Source organism: Tessaracoccus sp. O5.2 (assembly GCF_964266725.1).
GTDB classification, from domain to species: domain Bacteria; phylum Actinomycetota; class Actinomycetes; order Propionibacteriales; family Propionibacteriaceae; genus Arachnia; species Arachnia lapidicapta.
Genome location: NZ_CAXWGV010000006.1, coordinates 12,822 through 35,276 on the forward strand (window position 1 = coordinate 12,822; position 22,455 = coordinate 35,276).

Below are 22,455 nucleotides of genomic sequence, written 5' to 3' on the forward strand. Positions count from 1 at the left end.
CCCCGGAGTAGCCTGGCGGGACGACGGCGAGGAGGATCCGAATGGGCCTGATGGAGCACGCGATCTGGTGGCAGGTGTACCCGCTGGGGGCGACCGGCGCACCCATCCGGGGTGAGCACGGCGCACCGGCACACCGTCTGCGCCGGCTGGAGCACTGGCTCGACTACGTCCTGGAGCTCGGCTGCAACGGGCTGCTGCTCGGACCGGTGTTCGCGTCGGTGGCCCACGGCTACGACACCGTCGACCACTTCCGCATCGACCCCCGGCTCGGCGACGACACGGACTTCGACGACCTCGTCGCCACCGCCCGCGACCGCGGCATCCACGTCATGCTCGACGGCGTCTTCAACCACGTGGCGCGCGAACACCCGCTCGTGACGAGCCGCCCGGACCTCATCCGGCACGTCGACGGCGCGCCGAAGGGTTGGGAGGGCCACGACGCCCTCGTCGAGCTCGACCACGCCAACCCGGCGGTGGCGGATCTCGTCGTCGACGTGATGACCCACTGGCTGCGCCGCGGCATCGCCGGCTGGCGCCTCGACGTCGCCTATGCCGTCCCCACCGGCTTCTGGCGCGACGTCGCCGCCCGCGTCCGCGCGGACTACCCCGACGTCGTCCTGCTCGGTGAGGTGATCCACGGCGACTACAGCGGCTTCATCCACGACTCCACGCTGGACTCGCTGACCCAGTACGAGCTGTGGAAGGCCATCTGGAGCGCCATCGCCGACCGCAACCTCTGGGAGCTGGCCCACGCCCTGGACCGGCATGCCGCCTTCGCCGCCGACTTCCTGCCGGCCACGTTCGTCGGCAACCACGACGTCACGCGCATCGCGACAAGGCTGGGCGCCCCCGGCGCCGGCCTCGCCGCGGCGATCCTCTTCACGCTGCCGGGCATGCCGATCGTCTACTACGGCGACGAGCAGGGCTTCACCGGCACCAAGACGGAGGCCTGGCACGGCGACGACGAGGTGCGCCCCCCGCTGCCGCCCACCCCCGCGGACCTGTCGCCGCTGGGCGCCGGGCTTCACCGCACGTATCAGGAGGCCATCGCGTTCCGTCGGCGCCACCCTTGGCTCGCGACCGCGGCCCTCGAGGTCACCCACCGCGCCAACGAACAGCTCGCCTATCGCCTCGTCGGCCGCGATTCCCAGACCGCCGAGGTGGCCGTCGATCTGGCGTCCGGCAGCCTGCACGCCACCGCCGACGGGGACCACCTCCGTTACATGCAGGCCTGATCTGTTTCGGCAATGTAACAATCGTTTTACGCTCTTCCGCAGAGCCTGGGATCGGTTGGACGGCTCCCTGGGCGCCGCTTAGTGTTTCCTCGCCACGGCCCGGCCGCGGCATGCCCGTGACATGAGGAGGACCCAGCAGATGGCTCAGAGCGTGTTCCCGCACCGCGACAAGGTCGGTCTCTACGATCCGGCCTACGAGCACGACGCCTGTGGTGTCGCCTTCGTCGCCCACCTCGACGGCGTGCCGCGTCACCAGATCGTCGAACAGGGCCTCGAGGCCCTGCGCAACCTCGACCACCGTGGCGCCACGGGCGCCGACGAGGCGGCCGGCGACGGCGCCGGCATCCTCATCCAGATCCCGGACCGCTTCCTGCGCGACGTCGTCGGCGTGCGGCTGCCCGACCACGGCGAGTACGCCGTCGGCCTGGCGTTCCTGCCGACCGACGCGGCCCGCCGCGCCGAGGTCAAGGCCGCGATCGAGGCCATCGCGGACGACATCGAACTCGACGTCCTCGCCTGGCGCGAGGTGCCCGTCGAGACCGCCACGCTGTCGCCCATCTCCATCGGGGCCATGCCGCACTTCGAGCACCTCGTCGTCGCCGGACGCTCCGGGCAGTCGGGCATCGACCTCGACCGGTACACCTACGTGCTGCGCCGCCGCGCGCAGCACGAGGCGGGCGTCTACTTCGCGTCGCTGTCGGCGCGGACCCTGGTGTACAAGGGCATGCTCACCACCCAGCAGCTGGAAGAGGTGTTCCCCGAGCTGCACGACGAGCGCATCGAGTCCGCGCTCGCGCTGGTGCACTCGCGCTTCTCCACCAACACCTTCCCAGCCTGGGAGCTGGCGCACCCCTACCGCATGATCGCCCACAACGGCGAGATCAACACCGTCCGCGGCAACCGCAACTGGATGCGGGCCCGCGAGGCGCTGCTGACGTCGGACAAGTTCCCCGGCAACCTCGAGGCGCTGTTCCCCATCTGCACGCCCGAGGGCTCGGACTCCGCGTCCTTCGACGAGGTGCTCGAGCTGCTGCACCTCGGCGGCCGGTCGCTGCCGCACGCCGTGCTCATGATGATCCCCGAGGCGTGGGAGGGCCACGCCGAGATGGACCCCAAGCGCCGCGCCTTCTACGAGTACCACTCGATGATCATGGAGCCCTGGGACGGGCCCGCGTGCATGACCTTCACCGACGGGTCCATCATCGGCGGCTGCCTGGACCGCAACGGGCTGCGGCCGGGGCGCTACTGGGAGACCGCCGACGGCCTGGTCGTGTTCGCGTCCGAGGCGGGCGTCCTGCCGATCGAGGCCGGCGACGTCGTCCGGAAGGGCCGCCTGCAGCCGGGCCGCATGCTGCTGCTCGACCTCGAGCAGCACCGCATCCTCTCCGACGAGGACGTCAAGGGTGCCCTGGCCGACCAGCATCCCTACGGGCAGTGGGTCGCCGACAACAAGATCGAGCTCGATGAGCTGCCCAGCCGCACGCACATCGTCCACTCGCACGCCTCCGTCATCCGCCGCCAGCAGGTCTTCGGGTACACCGAGGAGGAGCTGCGCCTCATCGTCGCGCCGATGGCCAACGCGGGCACCGAGCCGATCGGGTCCATGGGCACCGACTCGCCGGTCGCGGTGCTGAGCAGCCGCCCCCGGCTGATCTTCGACTACTTCAAGCAGCTGTTCGCGCAGGTCACCAACCCGCCGCTCGACGCCATCCGCGAGGAGCTCGTCACGTCGCTGACCGCGCAGATCGGCCCCGAGCGCAACCTCCTCGAGCCCACGCCCGAGTCGGCCCGCGTCATCACGATGAGCCGGCCGATCCTCGACTCCGAGCAGCTGGCCAAGATCGTGCGGCTCAACCGCGAGGGAGACCTCCCCGGCTTCGGCACGCACGTCGTGCGCGGCCTCTACAAGGTCGCCGGAGGCGGCCGGGCGCTGGAGAAGAAGATCGACGAGATCTGCCAGGAGGTGTCCGCGGCCATCCGCGGCGGCGCGCGCGCCATCGTCCTGTCCGACCGGCACTCCACCGCAGAGCTCGCGCCCATCCCGTCGCTCCTGCTCACCGCCGCCGTCCATCACCACCTGGTCCGCGAGAAGACCCGCACGCAGGTCGGGCTCGTCGTCGAGGCCGGCGACGTGCGCGAGGTGCACCACATGGCGCTGCTCATCGGCTACGGCGCGGCGGCGGTCAACCCCTACCTGGTGTTCGAGTCCGCCGAGGACCTCGCCCGCCGCGAGATGTACGTCGACGTCACGCCGGAGAAGGCCATCGCCAACGTCGCCAAGGCCCTGTCCAAGGGCGTGCTCAAGGTGATGAGCAAGATGGGCGTCTCCACCGTGGCCTCGTACACGGGCGCGCAGATCTTCGAGTGCGTCGGCCTCAGCCAGGACGTCGTCGACCGCTACTTCACCGGCACCACCAGCCGGCTGGGCGGTCTCGGCCTCGAGGAGCTGGCCGCCGAGACCCGGGCCCGCCACCAGCTGGCCTACCCCACCGACGGCATCCCGCTGGCGCACCGCAACCTGCTGGTCGGCGGCGAGTACCAGTGGCGCCGCGAGGGTGAGCCGCACCTGTTCGACCCGGAGTCCGTGTTCCGCCTCCAGTACTCGACCGCGAACGGCGACTACGAGGCCTTCAAGCGCTACACCGCGCTCGTCAACGACAACTCCGAGCGCATCATGACGCTGCGTTCGCTCATGCGGTTCCGCGACGCCACCCCGATCCCCATCGAGGAGGTCGAGCCGGTCGAGAGCATCGTCAAGCGGTTCTCCACCGGCGCGATGAGCTACGGCTCCATCTCGATGGAGGCGCACCAGACGCTCGCCGTGGCCATGAACCGCATCGGCGGCAAGTCGAACACCGGCGAGGGCGGCGAGGACCCGGAGCGGCTGCACGACCCCGCGCGCCGCTCCGCCATCAAGCAGGTGGCGTCGGGCCGCTTCGGCGTGACCTCGGAGTACCTCACGTACGCCGACGACATCCAGATCAAGATGGCCCAGGGCGCCAAGCCGGGCGAGGGCGGACAGCTGCCCGGCCCGAAGGTGTACCCGTGGGTCGCCAAGACCCGGCACTCGACGCCGGGCGTGGGCCTCATCTCGCCCCCGCCGCACCACGACATCTACTCGATCGAGGACCTCAAGCAGCTCATCCACGACCTCAAGTGCGCCAACCCGTCGGCGCGGGTCCACGTGAAGCTCGTCTCCGAGATCGGGGTCGGCACCGTCGCGGCCGGCGTCAGCAAGGCCAAGGCCGACGTCGTGCTCATCTCGGGCCACGACGGCGGCACCGGCGCGGCGCCCCTGACGTCGATCAAGCACGCCGGCGCCCCCTGGGAGCTGGGCCTGGCCGAGACGCAGCAGACGCTGCTGCTCAACGGGCTGCGCGACCGCATCGTCGTGCAGTGCGACGGGCAGCTCAAGACCGGCCGCGACGTCCTCATCGCCGCCCTGCTGGGCGCCGAGGAGTTCGGCTTCGCCACGGCGCCGCTGGTGGTGTCGGGCTGCATCATGATGCGGGTGTGCCACAAGGACACGTGCCCCGTGGGCGTCGCGACCCAGAACCCCGAACTGCGCGGCAAGTTCCACGGCGACCCGGACCACGTGGTCAACTTCTTCATGTTCATGGCGGCGGAGGTGCGCGAACTGCTGGCCCAGCTGGGGCTGCGCTCCATCGAGGAGGCCGTCGGCCGCGTCGACCTGCTGGACGTCAGCGAGGCGGTCGGGCACTGGAAGACCCAAGGCCTCGACCTCAGCCCCGTCCTGGCGGCCATCGACGTGCCCGAGGGCACCGCCCTGCACCGCACGACCACGCAGGACCACGGACTGTCCGGCAAGCTGGACGTCGAGCTGATCCGCCTGGCGGAGCCGGCGCTGACCCGCGGCGAGCGCGTGCGGCAGTCGCTGCCGGTGCGCAACGTCGACCGCACCGTCGGCACCATGCTCGGCCATGAGGTGACGAAGGCCACCGAGGGGCTCGGCCTGGCGCCCGGCACCATCGAGTTCACGCTGACCGGCACCGGCGGCCAGAGCTTCGGCGCGTTCCTGCCCCGAGGGGTGACGCTGCGTCTCATCGGCGACTCGAACGACTACGTGGGCAAGGGCCTCTCCGGCGGCCGCATCGTCGTCACCCCGCCGCAGGAGGTCAGCTTCGACCCGGCCGAGCAGATCGTGGCCGGCAACGTCATCGCGTACGGCGCGACGTCGGGCCAGCTGTTCCTCCGCGGTGTCGTGGGCGAGCGGTTCTGCGTGCGCAACTCGGGCGCGACCGCCGTCGTCGAGGGCGTGGGCGACCACGGCTGCGAGTACATGACCGGCGGCGAGGTGCTCGTCATCGGTCCCACGGGCCGCAACTTCGCCGCCGGCATGTCGGGCGGCGTGGCGTGGGTCCTCGACCTCAACCCGCTGCGTCTCAACAGTGAGCTCGTCGACCCCGTCGAGCTCACCGATGCCGACGTCGCCCGCGTCCGCGAGCTGCTCGCCGAGCACCGCGACGAGACGGGCTCGCTGGTGGCCGACGGCCTCCTGCAGCTCGGCGACGCCGACCTGAAGCTGCGGTTCACGAAGATCGAGCCGCGCGACTTCGCCCGCATCATGGCCGTCAAGGCCCGGTCCGTCGCCGACGGGCTCACCGAAGAGGACACCACCAAGCTGATGATGGAGGCCGCTCATGGCTGATCCGAAGGGGTTCATGACCACGCCGCGACGCGTCGCGCCCAGGCGGCCCGTCGAGGAGCGCATCCACGACTGGAAAGAGGTCTACCCGGGCACGCCGGGTCGGGCCCTCCTGCCGATCATCTCGGAGCAGGCGGGGCGCTGCATGGACTGCGGCATCCCGTTCTGCCACAACGGCTGCCCGCTCGGCAACCTCATCCCCGAGTGGAACGACCTCGTGTGGCGCGACGAGTGGCAGGCGGCACTGGACCGGCTGCACGCGACCAACAACTTCCCGGAGTTCACCGGCCGGCTGTGCCCGGCGCCGTGCGAGACCTCGTGCGTCGTCGGGATCAACCGTGACCCGGTGACCATCAAGAACGTCGAGGTGGCCATCATCGACAAGGCGTGGGACGACTCGCGCGTCGTCCCGCAGCAGCCCGAGTGGCACACGGCCAAGACGGTCGCGGTCGTCGGGTCGGGGCCGGCGGGGCTCGCCGCGGCCCAGCAGCTCACCCGCGCGGGGCACACGGTGGTGGTGTACGAGCGGGCCGACGCCATCGGCGGCCTGCTGCGCTACGGCATCCCCGAGTTCAAGATGGAGAAGGCCGTCCTCAACCGCCGCCTCAAGCAGATGGTGCTGGAGGGCACCCAGTTCAAGACCGGCGTCGAGGTCGGCGTCGACGTCACGGGCCAGGCCCTGCTCGACCAGTACGAGGCCGTCGTGGTGGCCATCGGCTCCACCGTCGCGCGCGACCTGCCCGTCCCCGGCCGCGAGCTGGCCGGCATCCACCAGGCCATGGAGTTCCTCCCGCAGGCCAACCGCGTGGCGCTGGGGCAGGAGGTGGAGGGCCAGATCACCGCCGAGGGCAAGGACGTCGTCATCATCGGCGGCGGCGACACCGGCGCCGACTGCCTGGGCACCTCCATCCGGCAGGGCGCCCGCTCCATCACGCAGCTGGAGATCATGCCGATGCCTCCGGTGCAGCGGCCCGGCCACCAGCCCTGGCCGACGTACCCCATGACCTTCAAGATCACCTCCGCGCACGAGGAGGGCGGCGACCGGGTCTACGCCGTGTCGACCACCCGCTTCGTGGGGGACGACCAGGGACGCGTCGCCGGCCTGGACATCTGCGAGGTGCGCTTCGAGGGCGGCCGCTTCGAGCCGGTTCCCGGCACCGAGCGCCACATCCCGGCGCAGCTGGTGCTCCTGGCCATGGGCTTCGCCGGCCCCGAGCGGACCGGGCTGGTCGACGAGCTGGGGCTCGAGCTGGACCCCCGCGGCAACATCCGGCGCGACGACCACTACGCCACCAACGTCCCCGGCGTCTTCGCCTGCGGCGACGCGGGGCGTGGGCAGTCGCTCATCGTCTGGGCCATCGCCGAGGGGCGTTCCTGCGCGCAGGGCGTCGACGCGTACCTGAGCGGCTCGTCGAAGCTGCCGCGGCCCATCGGGCCGGAGGTGCGCCAGCTCCTGGTGTGACGCCGCGGGCGGGTCTAGAGTGCGCGCATGAAGACCCTCTTCGCGGAGTTCACCGCGCTGCCCGGCCATGAGGAACGCGTGGCGCACCTCATGGCCGGACTCACCGAGAACGGGCGGGAGTTCAACGCCGCCCTCGGGCACCACATCGTCGAGGACGGATCCCAGCTCACCTGGCTGACCGAGGCCGAGTAGCCTGCTGACTGTCCGGGCGCCGGCCCGGCGGGGGAGGACATCGTGCTGGACCTGCTGGCCTCGTCGCCGCTGCTGACGATCATGCTGGTGGTCACCCTCGGTGCCGCCGTGGGCGTCATCCCGTTCGGGCCGCTGCGCTTCGGCGCGGCGGGCGCGCTGTTCGTGGGCCTCGCGCTCGGCGCGGTCAGCCCCGCCCTCGGCGACGGACTCGCCCTGGTGTCGACGCTGGGCCTCGCGCTGTTCGTCTACACGGTCGGGGTGGCCGCGGGGGAGACGTTCTTCGCCGACCTCCGGCGCCAGCTGCCCCTCATGGTCCTCGGCGTGGCCACGGTCGCCGCGGTCGCGGCGCTCGCCGGCCTCGCCGGGTCCTGGCTGGGGCTGGGCACCGGGATGGTCGCCGGCCTCCTGGCCGGCGCGCTCACCTCGACGCCGGCGCTGGCCGCGGCCACCGCCGCGACCGGGAGCCCCGACGCCGCCGTCGGCTATGCCCTGGGGTACCCGGTGGGTGTCGTGCTCGCGATCGTCGTGGTCGCGCTGGTCGTGTCGCGGTCCTGGCCCGGGCGCGCCGATCCCACGCCGGCCTCGGCCGACGGCATCGTCGCGGAGTCCGTGCACGTCGAGCGGGCGACGTCCCCGCGCGCGGTCCCGGGCTGGAGCGACGAGGCGATCAAGATGAGCTACCTCGTCCGCGACGGGCGCACCCGCGTCCTCGCCCCCGGCGAGGACCTCCAGGCGGGCGACCAGGTCCTCGTGGTCGGTGCGCCGTCGGCGGTCGAGGCCGCGACGGCGCACCTGGGCCACCGGCTCAGCCGGGAGCTGACCGACGACCGCGGCGCCGTCGACTTCACGCGCTTCGTCGTCTCCTCGCCGGCCGTGGCCGGCCGCACCGTGGCGCAGTTGAACCTCCCCGGGCGGCACGGCGCCGTCATCACGCGCGTGCGGCGCGGCGACGCCGACCTCCTCGCCCGCGACGACCTGGTGTTGCAGCTGGGGGACCGCGTGCTGGCCGTCGCGCCGCAGGAGGAACTCGACGACCTGTCGGCGCTGCTGGGCAACTCAGAGCGCCGCGTCTCGGAGGTCGACGCGCTGGCCCTCGGCCTGGGCCTCGTGCTGGGGCTGCTCGTCGGCGCCGTCGCGGTGCCGCTGCCCGGCGGTGCGGCGTTCTCGCTCGGCTCTGCGGCCGGGCCGCTGGTGGTGGGCATGGCGCTCGGCGCGATCCACCGCACGGGCCCGCTCATCTGGGCGATGCCGCTGACGGTGAACCTGACGATCCGGCAGGTCGGGCTGCTCCTGTTCCTCGCCACCGTCGGACTGTCGTCGGGGCCCAAGTTCGCCGAGCAGGCCCTCACCGCGACGGGGCTGCGCGCCGGCCTGCTGGCCGCCGCGATCGTGCTGGCGTCGGCGGCCGCATTCCTCGCGGGCGCCCGGGCGCTGGGGCTCAGCGCGCCCCGGGCCGCGGGCGGTTTCGCGGGTTACGTGGGCCAGCCGGCGATCCTCGCCTTCGCGACGTCGCGGGTCAGCGACTCCCGCGTGGACGCCGGCTACGCCGCCCTGTTCGCGCTGGGGATCATCGCCAAGATCGTCGCGGTGCAGGTGATGGGCGCCGTCGGCTGAGGCGCGCCGGGTCGCTGTCCGTGAGCCCGGGCGGCGGCGGGTAAGGTGGGGTCGCGTCGCGCGGTCTGAGGGATGGAGGGCACTGGTTTACATGGCGGACAGTTTCGTTCACCTCCACGCCCACACCGAGTTCTCGATGCTCGACGGGGCGGCCCGGGTCAAGGACCTGTTCGCCAACGCCGAGCGCATGGGGATGCCCGCGCTGGCGATCACGGACCACGGCAACCTCTACGGCGCCTACGAGTTCTACAAGACCAGCAAGAACTACGACGTCAAGCCGATCATCGGGCTCGAGGCGTACCTCACGCCGCGCACGCACCGCTCGGAGCGCAAGCGGGTCCAGTTCGGCGACGGCACGGGCGACGATGTCGCCTCCAAGGGCGCCTACACCCACATGACCATTTGGGCGGCCAACCCTGAGGGCATGCACAACCTGTTCCGGTTGAGCACCCGCTCGTCGTTGGAGGGGTTCTTCTACAAGCCGCGCGCGGACCGGGAGCTGCTGAACCTCTACGGTAAGGGCCTCATCGCCACCACGGGCTGCCCCTCGGGGGAGGTCCAGACGTTCCTGCGGCTCGGGCAGTACGACAACGCGCGGGCGGCCGCCGCCGAGTTCCGCGACATCTTCGGCGCGGAGAACTTCTACGTCGAGCTCATGGACCACGGGCTGGAGATCGAGACCCGCGTGCGCCAGGACCTGCTGCGGCTGGCCAAGGATCTGCAGCTGCCGCTGGTAGCCACCAACGACCTGCACTACGTGCACGCCGACGACGCCGACGCGCACGACACGCTGCTGTGCGTCTCCGCCGGCTCCCGCAAGGCGCAGCAGGACCGTTTCCGCTTCGACGGGAACGGCTATTACCTCAAGTCCGCCGAGGAGATGCGGGCGCTGTTCCGCGACCTGCCCGAGGCCTGCGACAACACCCTGGCGATCGCCGAGCGCATCGAGACCTCGTTCGACGAGGGCATGGGTACCTACATGCCGAAGTACCCGGTCCCCGAGGGCGAGACCGAGGACACGTGGTTCCACAAGGAGGTCGAGCGGGGCCTCCACGAGCGCTACCGAGGCAACATCACCGACGAGGTGCGCCAGCGCGCCGAGTTCGAGACGTCCATCATCGCGTCGATGGGCTTCACCGGCTACTTCCTGGTCGTCGCGGACTTCATCAACTGGGCCAAGAAGAACGGGATCCGGGTGGGCCCGGGCCGCGGCTCGGGCGCGGGATCGATCTGCGCGTACGCGCTGCGGATCACGGACCTGTGCCCGCTGCAGCACGGCCTCCTGTTCGAGCGGTTCCTCAACCCCGAGCGCGTCTCCATGCCGGACTTCGACATCGACTTCGACGACCGGCGCCGCGCCGAGGTCATCGCCTACGTCAGCGACAAGTACGGCTCGGACAAGGTCGCCCAGATCATCACCTACGGCTCCATCAAGGCCAAGGCCGCCGTCAAGGACGCCGCCCGCGTCCTCGACATGCCGTTCGCGATCGGCGAGCAGATCACCAAGGCCATGCCGGCCGACGTCATGGGCAAGGGCGTGCCGCTGGCGGAGCTGTTCAACGAGTCGCACAAGCGCTACGCCGAAGGCAACGAGTTCCGCGAGCTGTACCAGTCGTCGCCCGACGTGCGCACCGTCGTCGACACCGCCAAGGGCTTGGAGGGACTCAAGCGCCAGTGGGGCGTCCACGCGGCCGGCGTGATCATGAGCTCCGACCCGCTCATCGACATCATCCCCCTGATGAAGCGCGAGGCCGACGGCGCCATCATCACCCAGTTCGACTACCCGGGCTGCGAGTCGCTGGGCCTGATCAAGATGGACTTCCTGGGGCTGCGCAACCTCACGGTCCTCGACGACGCGGTGCGCAACATCAAACTCAACCGCGGCTTCGACCTCGACCTCGACACCCTCGTCGAGGACATGACGGACAAGGCCTCCTACGAGCTCCTGGCCAGCGGGGAGACCCTCGGAATCTTCCAGCTCGACGGCGGCGGCATGCGCACGCTGCTGCGCCAGATGCAGCCGGACAACTTCGAGGACATCTCCGCCGCCCTCGCGCTGTACCGGCCGGGGCCGATGGGCGCGCAGTCCCACACGAACTACGCGCTGCGCAAGACCGGGCTGCAGGAGATCGTGCCGATCCACCCGGAGCTGGCCGAGCCGCTCGAGGACATCCTGTCGACCACCTACGGGCTCATCGTCTACCAGGAGCAGGTCCAGCAGATCGCCCAGCGGGTGGCCGGCTACTCCCTGGGCAAGGCGGACCTGCTGCGCCGCGCCATGGGCAAGAAGAAGAAGGAGGTGCTCGACGCCGAGTTCGTGCCCTTCTCCGAGGGCATGAAGGCGAACGGCTACTCCGACGACGCGATCAAGGCGCTGTGGGAGATCCTCGTCCCCTTCTCCGACTACGCGTTCAACAAGGCCCACACCGCCGCCTACGGAGTCATCTCCTACTGGACGGCTTACCTCAAGGCCAACTACCCGGTCGAGTACATGGCCGCGCTGCTGCAGTCGGTGCGCGACGACAAGGACAAGTCGGCGATGTACCTCGCCGAATGCCGGCACATGGGCATCGCGGTGCTGCCGCCGGACGTGAACTCCTCCGAGGTCATGTTCACCCCCGTCGGCGAACACATCCGCTTCGGTCTGGGCGCCGTGCGCAACGTGGGCGACAAGGTCGTCACGGCCTGGGTGGAGCAGCGCAAGAAGCTCGGCCCCGCCACCGACTTCCACGACTTCCTCGACAAGGCGCCGCTGCTGATGTGCAACAAGCGCGTCATCGAGTCGCTGATCAAGGCCGGCGCGTTCGACGAGCTCGGCCACACCCGCCGCGCCCTCATGGGCGTGTTCGAGAGCGCCGTCGACCAGATCATCGACGTCAAGCGCAACGCCGAGAACGGCCAGGACGGCTTCGACTTCGGCTTCGACCTCGGCGACGGCGACACCGCGTCGTCGGCCGCGCACGGGCAGGTCCCGGACGTCGACGAGTGGGACCGCCGTACCCGCCTGGCGTTCGAGCGCGAGATGCTCGGCCTCTACGTCTCGGACCACCCCCTCAACGGGCTGGAGCACGTGCTGCAGACCAACAGCGACCGGCCCATCGCCGCCGTCGCGGCCGGCGACGGCTACCGCGGCCCCACGAAGCTCTGCGGCCTCATCACGTCGGTCAACCGGCGGGTCAACAAGGCCGGCAACATCTGGGCGCAGGTGGTGCTCGAGGACCTCACCAGCTCCATCGAGGTGACCGTCTTCCCGCGCGTCTACGACCAGGTCGCGCAGCACCTGGCGCCCGACACCATCGTCGCGGTCGACGGTGTGGCCGAGTCCGGCGAGGACCGCGGGCGCATGCGTGCGCAGAACGTCATCGCCCCCCACATGAGCGCCGAGGGCGCCGTCGGGCCGCTTGCCCTCACCCTCCCCGCCGTGCGCTGTACGCCCGGCGTGGTCAACCGCATCAAGGAGATCCTGGCCCAGTACCCGGGTGCGGCCGAGGTGCACCTGCAGCTGCGCACCGGCGACAAGGTCACGACGTTCCGGCTGGGCGACGGCTTCCGCGTCGAGCTGACGTCGGCGCTGTTCGCGGACCTCAAGGCCGTGCTGGGCCCCAGCTGCGTGGGCGTGGGGAGGGATCAGTCATGAGCGACGATGTGCTCGTGGTCACCCGCCAGGGGCAGCTGGCGGAACTCTGGGGCGTCACCGCCTGGCGCGTCGTGGCCAACGTGCTCGTGGCCGTCGTCCTCGGTGTGGTCGGCGGCCTGCTGTGGAACTGGGCGACACCGCTGCCGAGCTACGTCGTCGGCGAGGACATGACGGCCACCATCACGGAACGCGGCAACGCCTCGATTGTCTTCGCGGACGTCGCCTACACCTTCATCACCGGCGCCGTCGGCCTCGTCCTGGGCGTCCTGGGGTGGTTGTCGCTGTACCGCAAGGGCTGGGTCGTCATCGTCGCGCCGCTGCTGGCGTCGCTGGCCGCCGCGGTGGTGACGTGGCGGGTGGGGCTGCTCGTGACCGAGGGCGGGTTCGTCGAGCGTCTGGCCCGCGCGGAGGCGGGCGACGTCGTCCACGTCGACCTCGCGCTGCGCTCCGCGTCGGCGCTCCTGGTGGCCCCGTTCGCCGCCATCACGCCCATCATGCTGCTGGCGGCCTTCTGGCCGGAGCCGCGCGTGGACCGCGTGGACGCTCCTCGGGACTCCTCCGACTAGACTTGGCCCTCGTGCTCAGGGTTCTTGATCTGACCGGCCTCGACGGCCCCTACCGCGACCACCTCCCCAGGGGGTCCTTCGACGTGGAAGCCGCCGTCCACGTGGTCCAGCCGATCGTCGCCGGCGTGGCGCAGCGGGGCGAGGCCGCGCTGCGCGAATACTCCGAGCGCTTCGACCGGGTCGTGCCCGAGTCGCTCCGCGTCCCAGCCGCCGAGCTGGCCCGCGCCGCCGAGGAACTCGACCCCGAGCTCGCCGCGGCCTTCGCCGAGGCCATCCGGCGCCGCCGTCAGGTGGCCGAGGAGCTGGAACGTGACGCGGCACCCGCGCCCGCCATCCTCGCCGACGGCGCCCGCGTGGGTCTGCGCAACATCCCGGTCGACAGGGTGGGCCTCTACGTGCCGGGCGGGCTGGCCCCGCTGGCCTCCAGCGTCATCATGAACGTCGTCCCGGCTCAGGTCGCCGGCGTCCGGTCCATCGCGGTGGCGTCGCCGCCGCAGCGGGAGCACGGCGGCCTGCCGCACCCCAACATCCTGGCGCTGTGTCACCTGCTGGGCGTCGAGGAGGTGTTCGCGGTGGGCGGCGCGCAGGCGATCGCCATGTTCGCGCACGGCGTCCCCGGGCTGTGCGAGCCGGTGTCGCTCATCACCGGCCCCGGCAATATCTACGTGGTGGCGGCCAAGCGGCTGGTCCGCGGCCTGGTCGGCATCGACTCGGAGGCCGGCCCGACCGAGATCGCCATCATCGCCGACGACAGCGCCACGCCCGCCTACGTGGCCGCCGACCTGATCTCCCAGGCCGAGCACGACCCGCTCGCCGCGTCGGTCCTCATCACCGACTCCGTGTCGCTCGCCGAGGCGGTGCAGCAGGAGCTGCAGCGCCAGGTGCCGGCCACCAAGCACGTCGAGCGGATCACCACCGCCCTGACGGGTCAGCAGTCGGCGGTCGTGCTGGTGCGCGACGTCGACCAGGCGGTCGCCGTCGCCGACGCCTACGCCGCCGAGCACCTGGAGATCCAGACGGTCAACGCCGATGCGGTGGCCAACCGCATCCGCAACGCCGGCGCCATCTTCGTCGGCGACCACTCGCCGGTGTCGCTCGGCGACTACTCCGCGGGCTCGACCCACGTCCTGCCCACCGCCGGCTGCGCCTGTCACTCCTCGGGGCTGACCGTGCGCTCGTTCATCAAGACCGTGCACGTCATCGGATACACCGCCGACGCGCTGCTGGCCATCGCCGACGGCGTGGAACGGTTCGCGCTCGCCGAGGACCTGCCGGGACACGCGCAGGCCATCACCGTGCGGCGGCCGCGATGATCACGCTGGCAGACCTGCCGCTGCGCGCGGACCTGGTCGGGCAGGAGCCCTACGGCGCGCCGCAGCTCCAGGTGCCGGTCGTGCTCAACGTCAACGAGAACCCGTACCCGCCGTCGCCGCTCATCCGGCACGAGATGGCCGCGGCGATCGTAACGGCGGCCGGCACCCTCAACCGGTACCCGGACCGGGAGGCGACCCAGCTGCGCGCGGACCTGGCCCGCTACCTCGGGCACGGCCTCACCGCGGACCGCGTCTGGGCGGCGAACGGATCGAACGAGATCATGGCCCACCTGCTCACCGCGTTCGGCGGGCCCGGGCGGCGCATGCTGACCTTCACGCCCAGCTACTCGATGTACCCGGAGTACGCCCGCAACACCTGCACCGAGTTCGTCACCGTCCCGCGCCGCGCGGACTTCGGGCTCGACGCCGGCCTCGTGCTCGACGCGATCCGGGAGACCGAGCCGACCGTGGTCGTCATCGCCACGCCCAACAACCCGACCGGGACGGTCGTGGGCCTCGACGTCATCGACGAGGTCTGCTCCGGCACCGAGGCGATCGTCGTCGTCGACGAGGCGTACCAGGAGTTCTCGAGCGGGCCCTCGGCCCTGGAACTGCTCGACCGGCACCCCCGGCTCGTCGTGTCCAGGACCATGTCCAAGGCGTTCGCCCTGGCCGGCGGGCGGGTTGGCTACCTCGCCGCCGACGCGGCCATCGTCGACGCCTGCCGCATCGTGCGGCTGCCCTACCACCTCAGCGCCCAGACGCAGGCCGTGGCCCGCGTCGCGCTCGCGCACGCCGACGAGCTCCTGGCGCAGGTGCGGCAACTCGCCGCCGAGGCGCGCGGATTCGAGGCGTGGGCCAAGGGGCGCGGCTACGCCGTGATCGACTCGCAGGCCAACTTCACGCTCGTCGGCCGGTTCGCGGACCGGCACCAGGTGTGGCAGGACCTGCTGGACCGCGGCATCCTCATCCGCGAGACCGGACCCGACGGCTACCTGCGCGTCTCGGCCGGCACCCCCGAGGAGATGGCCGCGCTGCGCGCCGCCCTCGACGACCTCTCGCCCACCATTGAAGGGACCACCCCGTGAGCCGTACCGCGACCGTCAGCCGCACCACCAGCGAATCGACCATCACGGTGACCGTCGACCTCGACGGCACCGGAGCCTCGACGATCTCGACCGGCGTCGGCTTCTACGACCACATGCTCACGGCCCTGGCCCGGCACTCGCTGATCGACCTCACGGTCGAGGCCACCGGCGACCTCCACATCGACGGGCACCACACGATCGAGGACACCGCCATCTGCCTCGGCCAGGCGCTGCGGCAGGCGCTCGGCGACAAGTCCGGCATCCGCCGCTTCGGCCACGCCGTCGTCCCGCTCGACGAGGCGGTCGCCGACTGCGTCGTCGACGTGGCGGGGCGCCCCTACGTGGCGTGCAGCGGCGAGCCCGACGGCCAGGTCTACGCCCTCATCGGCGGCTCGGGCGTCCCCTACGCCGGGTCCATGACCTACCACGTCGTCGAGGCGCTCGCGCTCAACGCGGGGCTGTGCATCCACCTGACGCTGCTGCGGGGCCGCGACCCGCACCACATCGTCGAGGCGCAGTTCAAGGCCCTGGCCCGCGCGCTGCGCGAGGCCGTTGAGATCGACCCGCGCGTCACCGGCGTGCCGAGCACCAAGGGTGCGCTCTGAGCGGCAGGGTCGGGCTGCTCGACTACGGCTCGGGCAACCTGCACTCCGCCGCGCGGGCGTTCGCGGGCGCGGGGGCGGACCTCGTCGTCACGGCCGACCTGGCCGAGCTGCGGCGCTGCGACGCGCTCGTGGTGCCCGGCGTCGGCGCGTTCGCGGCCTGCATGGCGGGGCTGACCGCCGCCGGGGGAGTCGAGCTCATCGCGGAGTGGGTCGAGGCCGGCCGCCCGCTGTTCGGGATCTGCGTCGGCCACCAGGTGCTGTTCGAGGGCGGCACCGAGCACGGCGTCGACACCGCCGGCCTCGGGCTGTACCCGGGGCGCGTCGTCCAGCTGGACGCCCGGCGCCTCCCACACATGGGGTGGAACACCGTCGACGTCGGCGAGAGCAGCCGCCTGTTCGCAGGCCTCGAGCGCGAGCGGTTCTACTTCGTGCACAGCTACGCCGCCCTCCACGGGCCCGACGACGCGGTCGTGACCACGGCCACGCACGAGGGCGCGACGTTCGTCGCCGCCGTGGAGCGGGGGCCGGTGTCGTCGACCCAGTTCCACCCGGAGAAGTCCGGGGCGGCCGGCGCCGCCCTCATCGCGAACTGGCTCGGCTCCTGGTAGCCGTCGGCTCCTCGGCCGACGGGGGGCGGCCCGGCGGCTTTGGGCTAGGGTTGGGCGTCGTGGAGAAGTTGCAGTTGTTGCCCGCCGTCGACGTGCAGGACGGCCAGGCCGTCCAGCTGGTCCAGGGGATCGCGGGGACCCAGAAGGAGTTCGGCGACCCGCTCGAGGCGGCCCTGCGCTGGCAGCGCGGCGGCGCCGAGTGGCTGCACCTCGTGGACCTCGACGCCGCGTTCGGCCGGGGATCCAACGCGGAGCTGCTGCGGGGCATCGTCGGCCGGCTCGACCTCAACGTCGAGCTCTCCGGCGGCATCCGCGACGACGCCTCCCTTGAACGCGCCCTCGCCACCGGCGCCCGCCGCGTGAACATCGGCACCGCCGCGCTCGAGAACCCGCAGTGGTGTGAGCGGATCATCGGCGAGTACGGCGACCGGATCGCCATCGGGCTGGACGTGCGCGGCGAGAACCTCGCCGCCCGCGGCTGGACCACCGAGGGCGGCCCCTGGCCGGAGACGCTGGACCGTCTCGTCGCCGCCGGTTGCGAGCGCTTCGTCGTCACCGACGTGCAGTCCGACGGCATGCTCAGCGGCCCCAACCTCGAGTTGCTCACCGCCGTGGCCCGCCGCAGCGGACAGAAGGTCATCGCCTCCGGCGGCATCGCCACCCTCGACGATCTGCGGACCCTGCGCACGCTGGTCGACGACGGCGTCGAGGGCGCCGTCATCGGCACGGCCCTCTACGTCGGGCGCTTCACGCTGGAGGAGGCCCTCGCCGTCGCCGGGGGCGACGTCGATGCCTAAGCCGCCGGCCAGCACCTTCGGGGACGTCACGCCCCGGACCATGCACCTGCCGCCGCCTCTCGAGGGCCGCATCGCGGACCTGCTGGGCGGCAAGAAGATCGTCATGACGGGCGTGACCGGCTTCATCGGCGAACAGCTGCTGTGGAAGGTCCTGGGCGAGTGCCCGGACACGACGACCGCCGTCCTGGTGCGGCCCAAGGGGTCCGTCACCGCCCACCAGCGGGTGGCAGGCCTCCTGGGCAAGAAGATCTTCAAGCCCATCGTCGAGGCCGCGGGAGGCGTCGAGGCGCTCATGGCGGCGCGGGTCGAGGTCATCGAGGGCGACCTGCCCAACGTGCCGGACCTGCCGCGCGACCTCGACGTGCTGCTGCACTGCGCCGGCGACGTGTCGTTCGACCCGCCGATCGACCAGGCGTTCATGACCAACGTCATCGGTACCAAGGCGCTGCTGACGAAGCTGCGGGAGGCGTGCTCCGACGAGGACGGCACCCTGGTCAAGATCCCACACTACGTGCACGTCTCCACGGCCTACACCGCGGGCCGCCGCCGGGGGGCCATCCCCGAGGCCGCCCACGTCCACGACGTCGACTACGAGGCCGAGACGGTCGCGGCGCTGGCCATGAAGGACCACATCGAGGCGCGCTCCCGTGACGCCGGCCAGCTCACCGTGCTCCGGAAGCAGGCGGAGGAGCTGCACGCGAAGGCCGGCTATCTCACGACGTCGGAGGACACCGAGCGCCGCCGCCAGGAGTGGGTGAAGAACGAGCTCATCGCCGCCGGCACCGAACGCGCCCGCTCGCTCGGCTGGACCGATGTCTACACGTTCGCGAAGGCGCTGGGGGAGCGCGTCGTCGCCGACCTCGGGCGCGACTTCCGCGTATCCATCCACCGGCCGGCCATCGTCGAGTCCTCGCTGCGCTACCCGTACCCCGGGTGGATCGAGGGGTTCAAGATGGCGGACCCGATCATCCTCGCCTACGGCCGCGGCCAGCTGCCCGAGTTCCCGGCCTCGCCGGACGCGGTCATCGACATCATCCCGTGCGACTACATCGTCAACGCCATCCTCGCGGTGTGCGCCACGACGCCCGAGGTGGGACGCGTCGAGTACTACCACGGCAGCTCCGGCGCCCGGAACCCGCTCACCTTCCGCGGCATCTACGAGCACGTGCGCCGCTACTTCGCCGAGCATCCGTACACCACCGGCCAGGGCTCCACGCCGCTGGCCACCTGGACGTTCCCGGGCCCGGAGCCCATCGAGAAGCTGATGTGGGTCGGCAACCTCGGTATCAAGGCCGGCAACAAGCTGCTCAGCTTCGCGCCGCGCAGCAAGACCACGCGGCGCTGGGCGCAGCAACTGGACAAGGGCGCCAAGCAGCTGGAGTTCCTCACCAAGTACTTCACGCTCTACGGGGAGTACCTGCAGTCCGAGCTGCACTTCGTCGACGACCGCGCGTTGGCCCTGCACAACTCGCTCCACCCCGACGACAAGGAGATCTTCGGCTTCGACTCCGCCGCCATCGACTGGCGCCACTACATGGAGGAGGTGCACATCCCGGCCATCACGAACCCGGTACGGCGCCTCGAAGCCGCCCGCAAACGGCGGCAGGCGCGCGCGGCGACGTTCAAGGACCTCAAGCCGGCCGAGCCGGGAACGGTCCTGGCCGCGTTCGACCTCGACGGCACCGTCATGGCCACCAACGTCGTCGAGACCTACTTGTGGGCCCGCCTGCCGGAGCTCAGCCCCGCCCGCCGGGCCGCGGAGGTCGCGCGCGTCGCCGCGCAGCTACCGCTGTACCTGGGCGCCGAACGCCGGGACCGCGGGCGCTTCCTGCGCTCGATCTACCGCCGCTACGCCGGCGCCGACCTCGCCGCCCTGGAGGAGTACGTCGACGAGACGCTCGCGCCGCAGATCCTCGACCGGATGTCGCCCGACGCCATCCGCCGGATCCGCGAGCACCGCGACGCCGGGCACACCACCATCCTCATGACCGGTGTCATCCGGCCGCTGACCAGGCCCTTCGAGGGCCTCTTCGACACGATCGTCGCCGCGGACCTCGCCACCGACGCCTCGGGGCGCTGCACGGGGTTCCTCAGCGGCCCGCCGATGGTCGGCGAATCCCGCGCGGCGTGGCTGCACCACTACGCCACGCTGCACGGCATCGACCTCGGCCAGTCCTACGGCTATGCCGACAGCCACGTCGATCTGCCCATGCTCAACACCGTCGGCAACCCGGTGGCGGTCAGCCCCGACATCGGCCTCATGCGCGCGGCCCGCGCCAAGGGATGGTCCATCATCGAGTGGCCCGCCATGTCGCCGCTGCCGCGCTGGAGGATGTCGTGAACGGAAAGGAAGCCTGATGTCTCGTCCCGGATTCGTGCTGGAGGTCGACGACAAGACCCCGCCGCTGCTCACGATGGCCGGATCGGACCTCCGACTGGAGCGGTTCGGGCTCGGCACCTCGGTGGTCTACCCGGCCGACGCGGTGGCCTCCACGGACCCCGTGGGGCTCATCGACGCCGCGCTGACGGCCCCCGCCGGCACCGACCCGCTGGCGGCCCAGCTGAAGCCCGAGACGCGCCTCACCGTCGTCGTCGTGGACACCGACCGACCCCTGCCGCGACCCGACTTCGACGTCCGCCGCGCGCTGGTCGAGCGGGTCCTCGAGACCGCGGCCCGCGCCGGGGTCGACGACGTCGAGATCGTCATCGCCACCGGCCTGCGCCAGCAGTGGAACGCGGCACGCATCACCGAGGTCCTCGGCGACCGCGTCGCGACCTCGTTCCTGCCCGACTCCCTCGTGTCCAGCCACGACGTGACCTCGGCCGACCTGGTGGCCGTCGGGGACGCCGACGGGCACCCCGTGCGCCTGAACCGGCGCGTCGCGGAGTCGGATCTCGTCGTCCTGGTCTCCGCGCGCACCGACGCGGCGTCCGACTGCCCCATGGTGGCAGGGCTCACCGACGTGGAGACGCTGTCGCGCATGGGCGGCGTCGACCGCGACGACGCGTTCTGCGGGCGCGTCGAGGCCGTCGTCCACGAGGCCGTGACCACCTTCGCGCTCGTCGCCGTCCTCGGCCAGCCCCTGCTGGGCCGGCCGCTACGGTTCGCCTCCAAGCGCGAGTGGGAGTGGACCCTGGCCGACCGCCTGGCCTTCGCCGGCAGCCGGCAGATCGTCGCGGCGCTGCCCAGGCAGGGCGCGCAACTCCTGCACGGCAACCCCCGCGCCGACTACGCCGTCGTCGACGTGCTGGGCGGCGAGTACCGCCGCGTGTTCGCCGACTCGCGGCTGGTGTGGCGGGCCGCCAACGCCGTCGAGATCGGCGCACAGGCCGACGTGCTCGTCACCTCCGTGTGGGGCGCGTCCATCGACGAGGGCGATCCGGTCGGGTCGCCGCTGAGCGCCGCGCACCACGCCCTGGTCACCCGGGCGGGCGCGCACCTCGGAACCTCGGCGGTGCGCGACGGCGGCGCGGTGATCGCGTTCCACCCGCTGCGGCGCCGGTTCTCCAACCGCCGCCAGTCCGCCGCGGCCGACTTCTTCGCCACGGTCCTCGCGGCCACGACCGACCCGGCGGAGATCGCGGCCACCTACGAGGCCCGCGCGATCGACGACGAGTGGTACCTCGACCTGTACCGTAAGCAGTTCGCCGAGCACCCGCTGCGCGTGTTCCACGAGTGGTACGCCACCGCCCGCGCCGCGGCCCGTCTCTCGGACGTCATCTGGGTCGGCGGCGACCGGCGGAGCGCGGCGCTGCTGGGCCACCGCGCCGCGAGCACGTACGCCGACGCGCTGGAGATCGCGTCGAACTCCGTCGGCGCGGCCCCCGCCATCACGGTGCTCCACGGCCCGGGCCTGACCCTGGGCGACGTGCGATGACCCGGCGGCTGCCCTCCTGGGCCCAGCCCCGACGGGAACGCCGCACGCCGCGGCTGACGTGGCCCGCTGACGTGGCGATGGCGCTCGGGCAGAGCCTGCGCCGGTCCCGCCCGGGCGGCGCCCCGCCGCGCCCCGCCGTCGAGCGCCCGCAACTGAACCTGCGGGCCACCCTGTCCGGCCGGCACCTGCTGCTGCGCCTGCTGGGGCTTCGTCTCGACGTCGAACTGGTCTCGGCCGACTCGCTCGCCGGACTGCAGCAGCCGATCATCTTCGCGGCCAACGAACAGGGCGCGCTCGATTACCAAGTGCTGCAGTGGGCACTGCCGGCGCGCCTCCGGCCGACCATGATCGCGCCGTCGCGCGCGCTGGCCCGGGGGCGCAACATCGTCGTGTTCGCCGACGAACCGGTCGGGCGGCGCCTGGTGGGGGAGTTCTCCACCGTGGCGGCGGACCTCGCCAACCAGCACGGCGTGCCGATCGTGCCCGTCGGGGTCGTCGGCACGTTCAAGCTGAAGGACATCCTCAAGCTCGCGCTGCGCACCCGTCCGAAGGTCTCGATCCGCTTCGGCGCACCGATCTACTCGCGGGGCCGGTCGCTGACCCAGGCCACCGCCGAGTTGCAGGCGAGCGTCGAGGAGCTCGTGCAGGAGGGCGACCTCTCCTGGTGGACCGTGCAGCGCCGCCGGCCCGGCGGCGTGACCGGCTCGGGCGCCCCCGCCGCGCCCCGCTGGCGACGGCTCTGGGACCAGGCGGCCCCGACCGAGACGACCGACCAACGGATCTGGCGGTAACCG

Annotated in this window: 15 protein-coding genes; all 15 read left to right on the plus strand. The window is 71.7% G+C overall.

The annotated features are described in order from the left end of the window. The first annotated feature begins 41 nt into the window (after window positions 1–41). Window positions 42–1,235 carry an alpha-amylase family glycosyl hydrolase gene (locus ACFQPD_RS03525; protein WP_385898500.1) on the plus strand — a complete coding sequence of 398 codons (1,194 nt, stop codon included), beginning with the start codon at window positions 42–44 and terminating at the stop codon, window positions 1,233–1,235. 139 nt (window positions 1,236–1,374) lie between these two features. Beyond that, window positions 1,375–5,904: a glutamate synthase large subunit gene (gltB, locus tag ACFQPD_RS03530; RefSeq protein WP_385898503.1), complete on the plus strand. Its 4,530-nt coding sequence runs from the start codon at window positions 1,375–1,377 to the stop codon at window positions 5,902–5,904. Then, on the plus strand, window positions 5,897–7,363 hold the full coding sequence (locus tag ACFQPD_RS03535; protein ID WP_385898505.1) for a glutamate synthase subunit beta: 1,467 nt from the start codon (window positions 5,897–5,899) through the stop codon (window positions 7,361–7,363). Before gltB ends, ACFQPD_RS03535 begins: the two co-directional genes overlap by 8 nt. Before the next feature lie 27 nt (window positions 7,364–7,390). Further along, the gene (locus ACFQPD_RS03540; RefSeq protein WP_385898508.1) at window positions 7,391–7,555 is read left to right on the plus strand and encodes a hypothetical protein; all 165 of its coding nucleotides are present in this window, start codon (window positions 7,391–7,393) and stop codon (window positions 7,553–7,555) included. An 81-nt stretch (window positions 7,556–7,636) separates the two neighbouring features. Then, on the plus strand, window positions 7,637–9,169 hold the full coding sequence (locus tag ACFQPD_RS03545) for a TrkA C-terminal domain-containing protein (RefSeq protein ID WP_385898757.1): 1,533 nt from the start codon (window positions 7,637–7,639) through the stop codon (window positions 9,167–9,169). A 91-nt stretch (window positions 9,170–9,260) separates the two neighbouring features. Beyond that, a complete protein-coding gene (dnaE, locus tag ACFQPD_RS03550; RefSeq protein ID WP_385898510.1) occupies window positions 9,261–12,806 on the plus strand; it encodes a DNA polymerase III subunit alpha in 3,546 nt (1,181 codons plus the stop codon). Then, entirely contained in the window at window positions 12,803–13,372 is a 570-nt protein-coding gene (locus tag ACFQPD_RS03555) for a hypothetical protein (protein ID WP_385898512.1), read from the plus strand. The genes dnaE and ACFQPD_RS03555 overlap by 4 nt, the downstream gene beginning before the upstream one ends. A gap of 11 nt (window positions 13,373–13,383) precedes the next feature. Next, window positions 13,384–14,685: a histidinol dehydrogenase gene (hisD, locus tag ACFQPD_RS03560; RefSeq protein ID WP_385898515.1), complete on the plus strand. Its 1,302-nt coding sequence runs from the start codon at window positions 13,384–13,386 to the stop codon at window positions 14,683–14,685. After that, window positions 14,682–15,773, plus strand: coding sequence for a histidinol-phosphate transaminase (locus ACFQPD_RS03565; RefSeq protein WP_385898518.1), 1,092 nt, complete (start codon window positions 14,682–14,684; stop codon window positions 15,771–15,773). Before hisD ends, ACFQPD_RS03565 begins: the two co-directional genes overlap by 4 nt. Continuing rightward, window positions 15,770–16,378 carry an imidazoleglycerol-phosphate dehydratase HisB gene (hisB, locus tag ACFQPD_RS03570; protein WP_385898521.1) on the plus strand — a complete coding sequence of 203 codons (609 nt, stop codon included), beginning with the start codon at window positions 15,770–15,772 and terminating at the stop codon, window positions 16,376–16,378. Before ACFQPD_RS03565 ends, hisB begins: the two co-directional genes overlap by 4 nt. Next, on the plus strand, window positions 16,375–16,986 hold the full coding sequence (hisH, locus tag ACFQPD_RS03575) for an imidazole glycerol phosphate synthase subunit HisH (RefSeq protein WP_385898759.1): 612 nt from the start codon (window positions 16,375–16,377) through the stop codon (window positions 16,984–16,986). Before hisB ends, hisH begins: the two co-directional genes overlap by 4 nt. Window positions 16,987–17,045: 59 nt before the next feature. Then, a complete protein-coding gene (gene priA, locus ACFQPD_RS03580; RefSeq protein ID WP_385898524.1) occupies window positions 17,046–17,783 on the plus strand; it encodes a bifunctional 1-(5-phosphoribosyl)-5-((5-phosphoribosylamino)methylideneamino)imidazole-4-carboxamide isomerase/phosphoribosylanthranilate isomerase PriA in 738 nt (245 codons plus the stop codon). Further along, on the plus strand, window positions 17,776–20,124 hold the full coding sequence (locus ACFQPD_RS03585) for an HAD-IB family hydrolase (protein ID WP_385898527.1): 2,349 nt from the start codon (window positions 17,776–17,778) through the stop codon (window positions 20,122–20,124). The genes priA and ACFQPD_RS03585 overlap by 8 nt, the downstream gene beginning before the upstream one ends. Before the next feature lie 16 nt (window positions 20,125–20,140). Then, entirely contained in the window at window positions 20,141–21,661 is a 1,521-nt protein-coding gene (locus ACFQPD_RS03590; protein WP_385898530.1) for a lactate racemase domain-containing protein, read from the plus strand. Further along, a complete protein-coding gene (locus ACFQPD_RS03595; protein ID WP_068751350.1) occupies window positions 21,658–22,452 on the plus strand; it encodes a hypothetical protein in 795 nt (264 codons plus the stop codon). Before ACFQPD_RS03590 ends, ACFQPD_RS03595 begins: the two co-directional genes overlap by 4 nt. Window positions 22,453–22,455 lie beyond the last annotated feature (3 nt).

Bases quoted from the DNA above. Each gene is read 5' to 3' on its own strand.
- dnaE (WP_385898510.1), top strand. From the start codon at position 9,261: ATGGCGGACAGTTTCGTTCACCTCCACGCCCACACCGAGTTCTCGATG.
- ACFQPD_RS03535 (WP_385898505.1), top strand. From the start codon at position 5,897: ATGGCTGATCCGAAGGGGTTCATGACCACGCCGCGACGCGTCGCGCCC.
- ACFQPD_RS03565 (WP_385898518.1), top strand. From the start codon at position 14,682: ATGATCACGCTGGCAGACCTGCCGCTGCGCGCGGACCTGGTCGGGCAG.
- gltB (WP_385898503.1), top strand. From the start codon at position 1,375: ATGGCTCAGAGCGTGTTCCCGCACCGCGACAAGGTCGGTCTCTACGAT.
- ACFQPD_RS03555 (WP_385898512.1), top strand. From the start codon at position 12,803: ATGAGCGACGATGTGCTCGTGGTCACCCGCCAGGGGCAGCTGGCGGAA.
- ACFQPD_RS03595 (WP_068751350.1), top strand. From the start codon at position 21,658: ATGACCCGGCGGCTGCCCTCCTGGGCCCAGCCCCGACGGGAACGCCGC.
- ACFQPD_RS03540 (WP_385898508.1), top strand. From the start codon at position 7,391: ATGAAGACCCTCTTCGCGGAGTTCACCGCGCTGCCCGGCCATGAGGAA.
- ACFQPD_RS03525 (WP_385898500.1), top strand. From the start codon at position 42: ATGGGCCTGATGGAGCACGCGATCTGGTGGCAGGTGTACCCGCTGGGG.
- ACFQPD_RS03545 (WP_385898757.1), top strand. From the start codon at position 7,637: ATGCTGGTGGTCACCCTCGGTGCCGCCGTGGGCGTCATCCCGTTCGGG.
- ACFQPD_RS03590 (WP_385898530.1), top strand. From the start codon at position 20,141: ATGTCTCGTCCCGGATTCGTGCTGGAGGTCGACGACAAGACCCCGCCG.
- ACFQPD_RS03585 (WP_385898527.1), top strand. From the start codon at position 17,776: ATGCCTAAGCCGCCGGCCAGCACCTTCGGGGACGTCACGCCCCGGACC.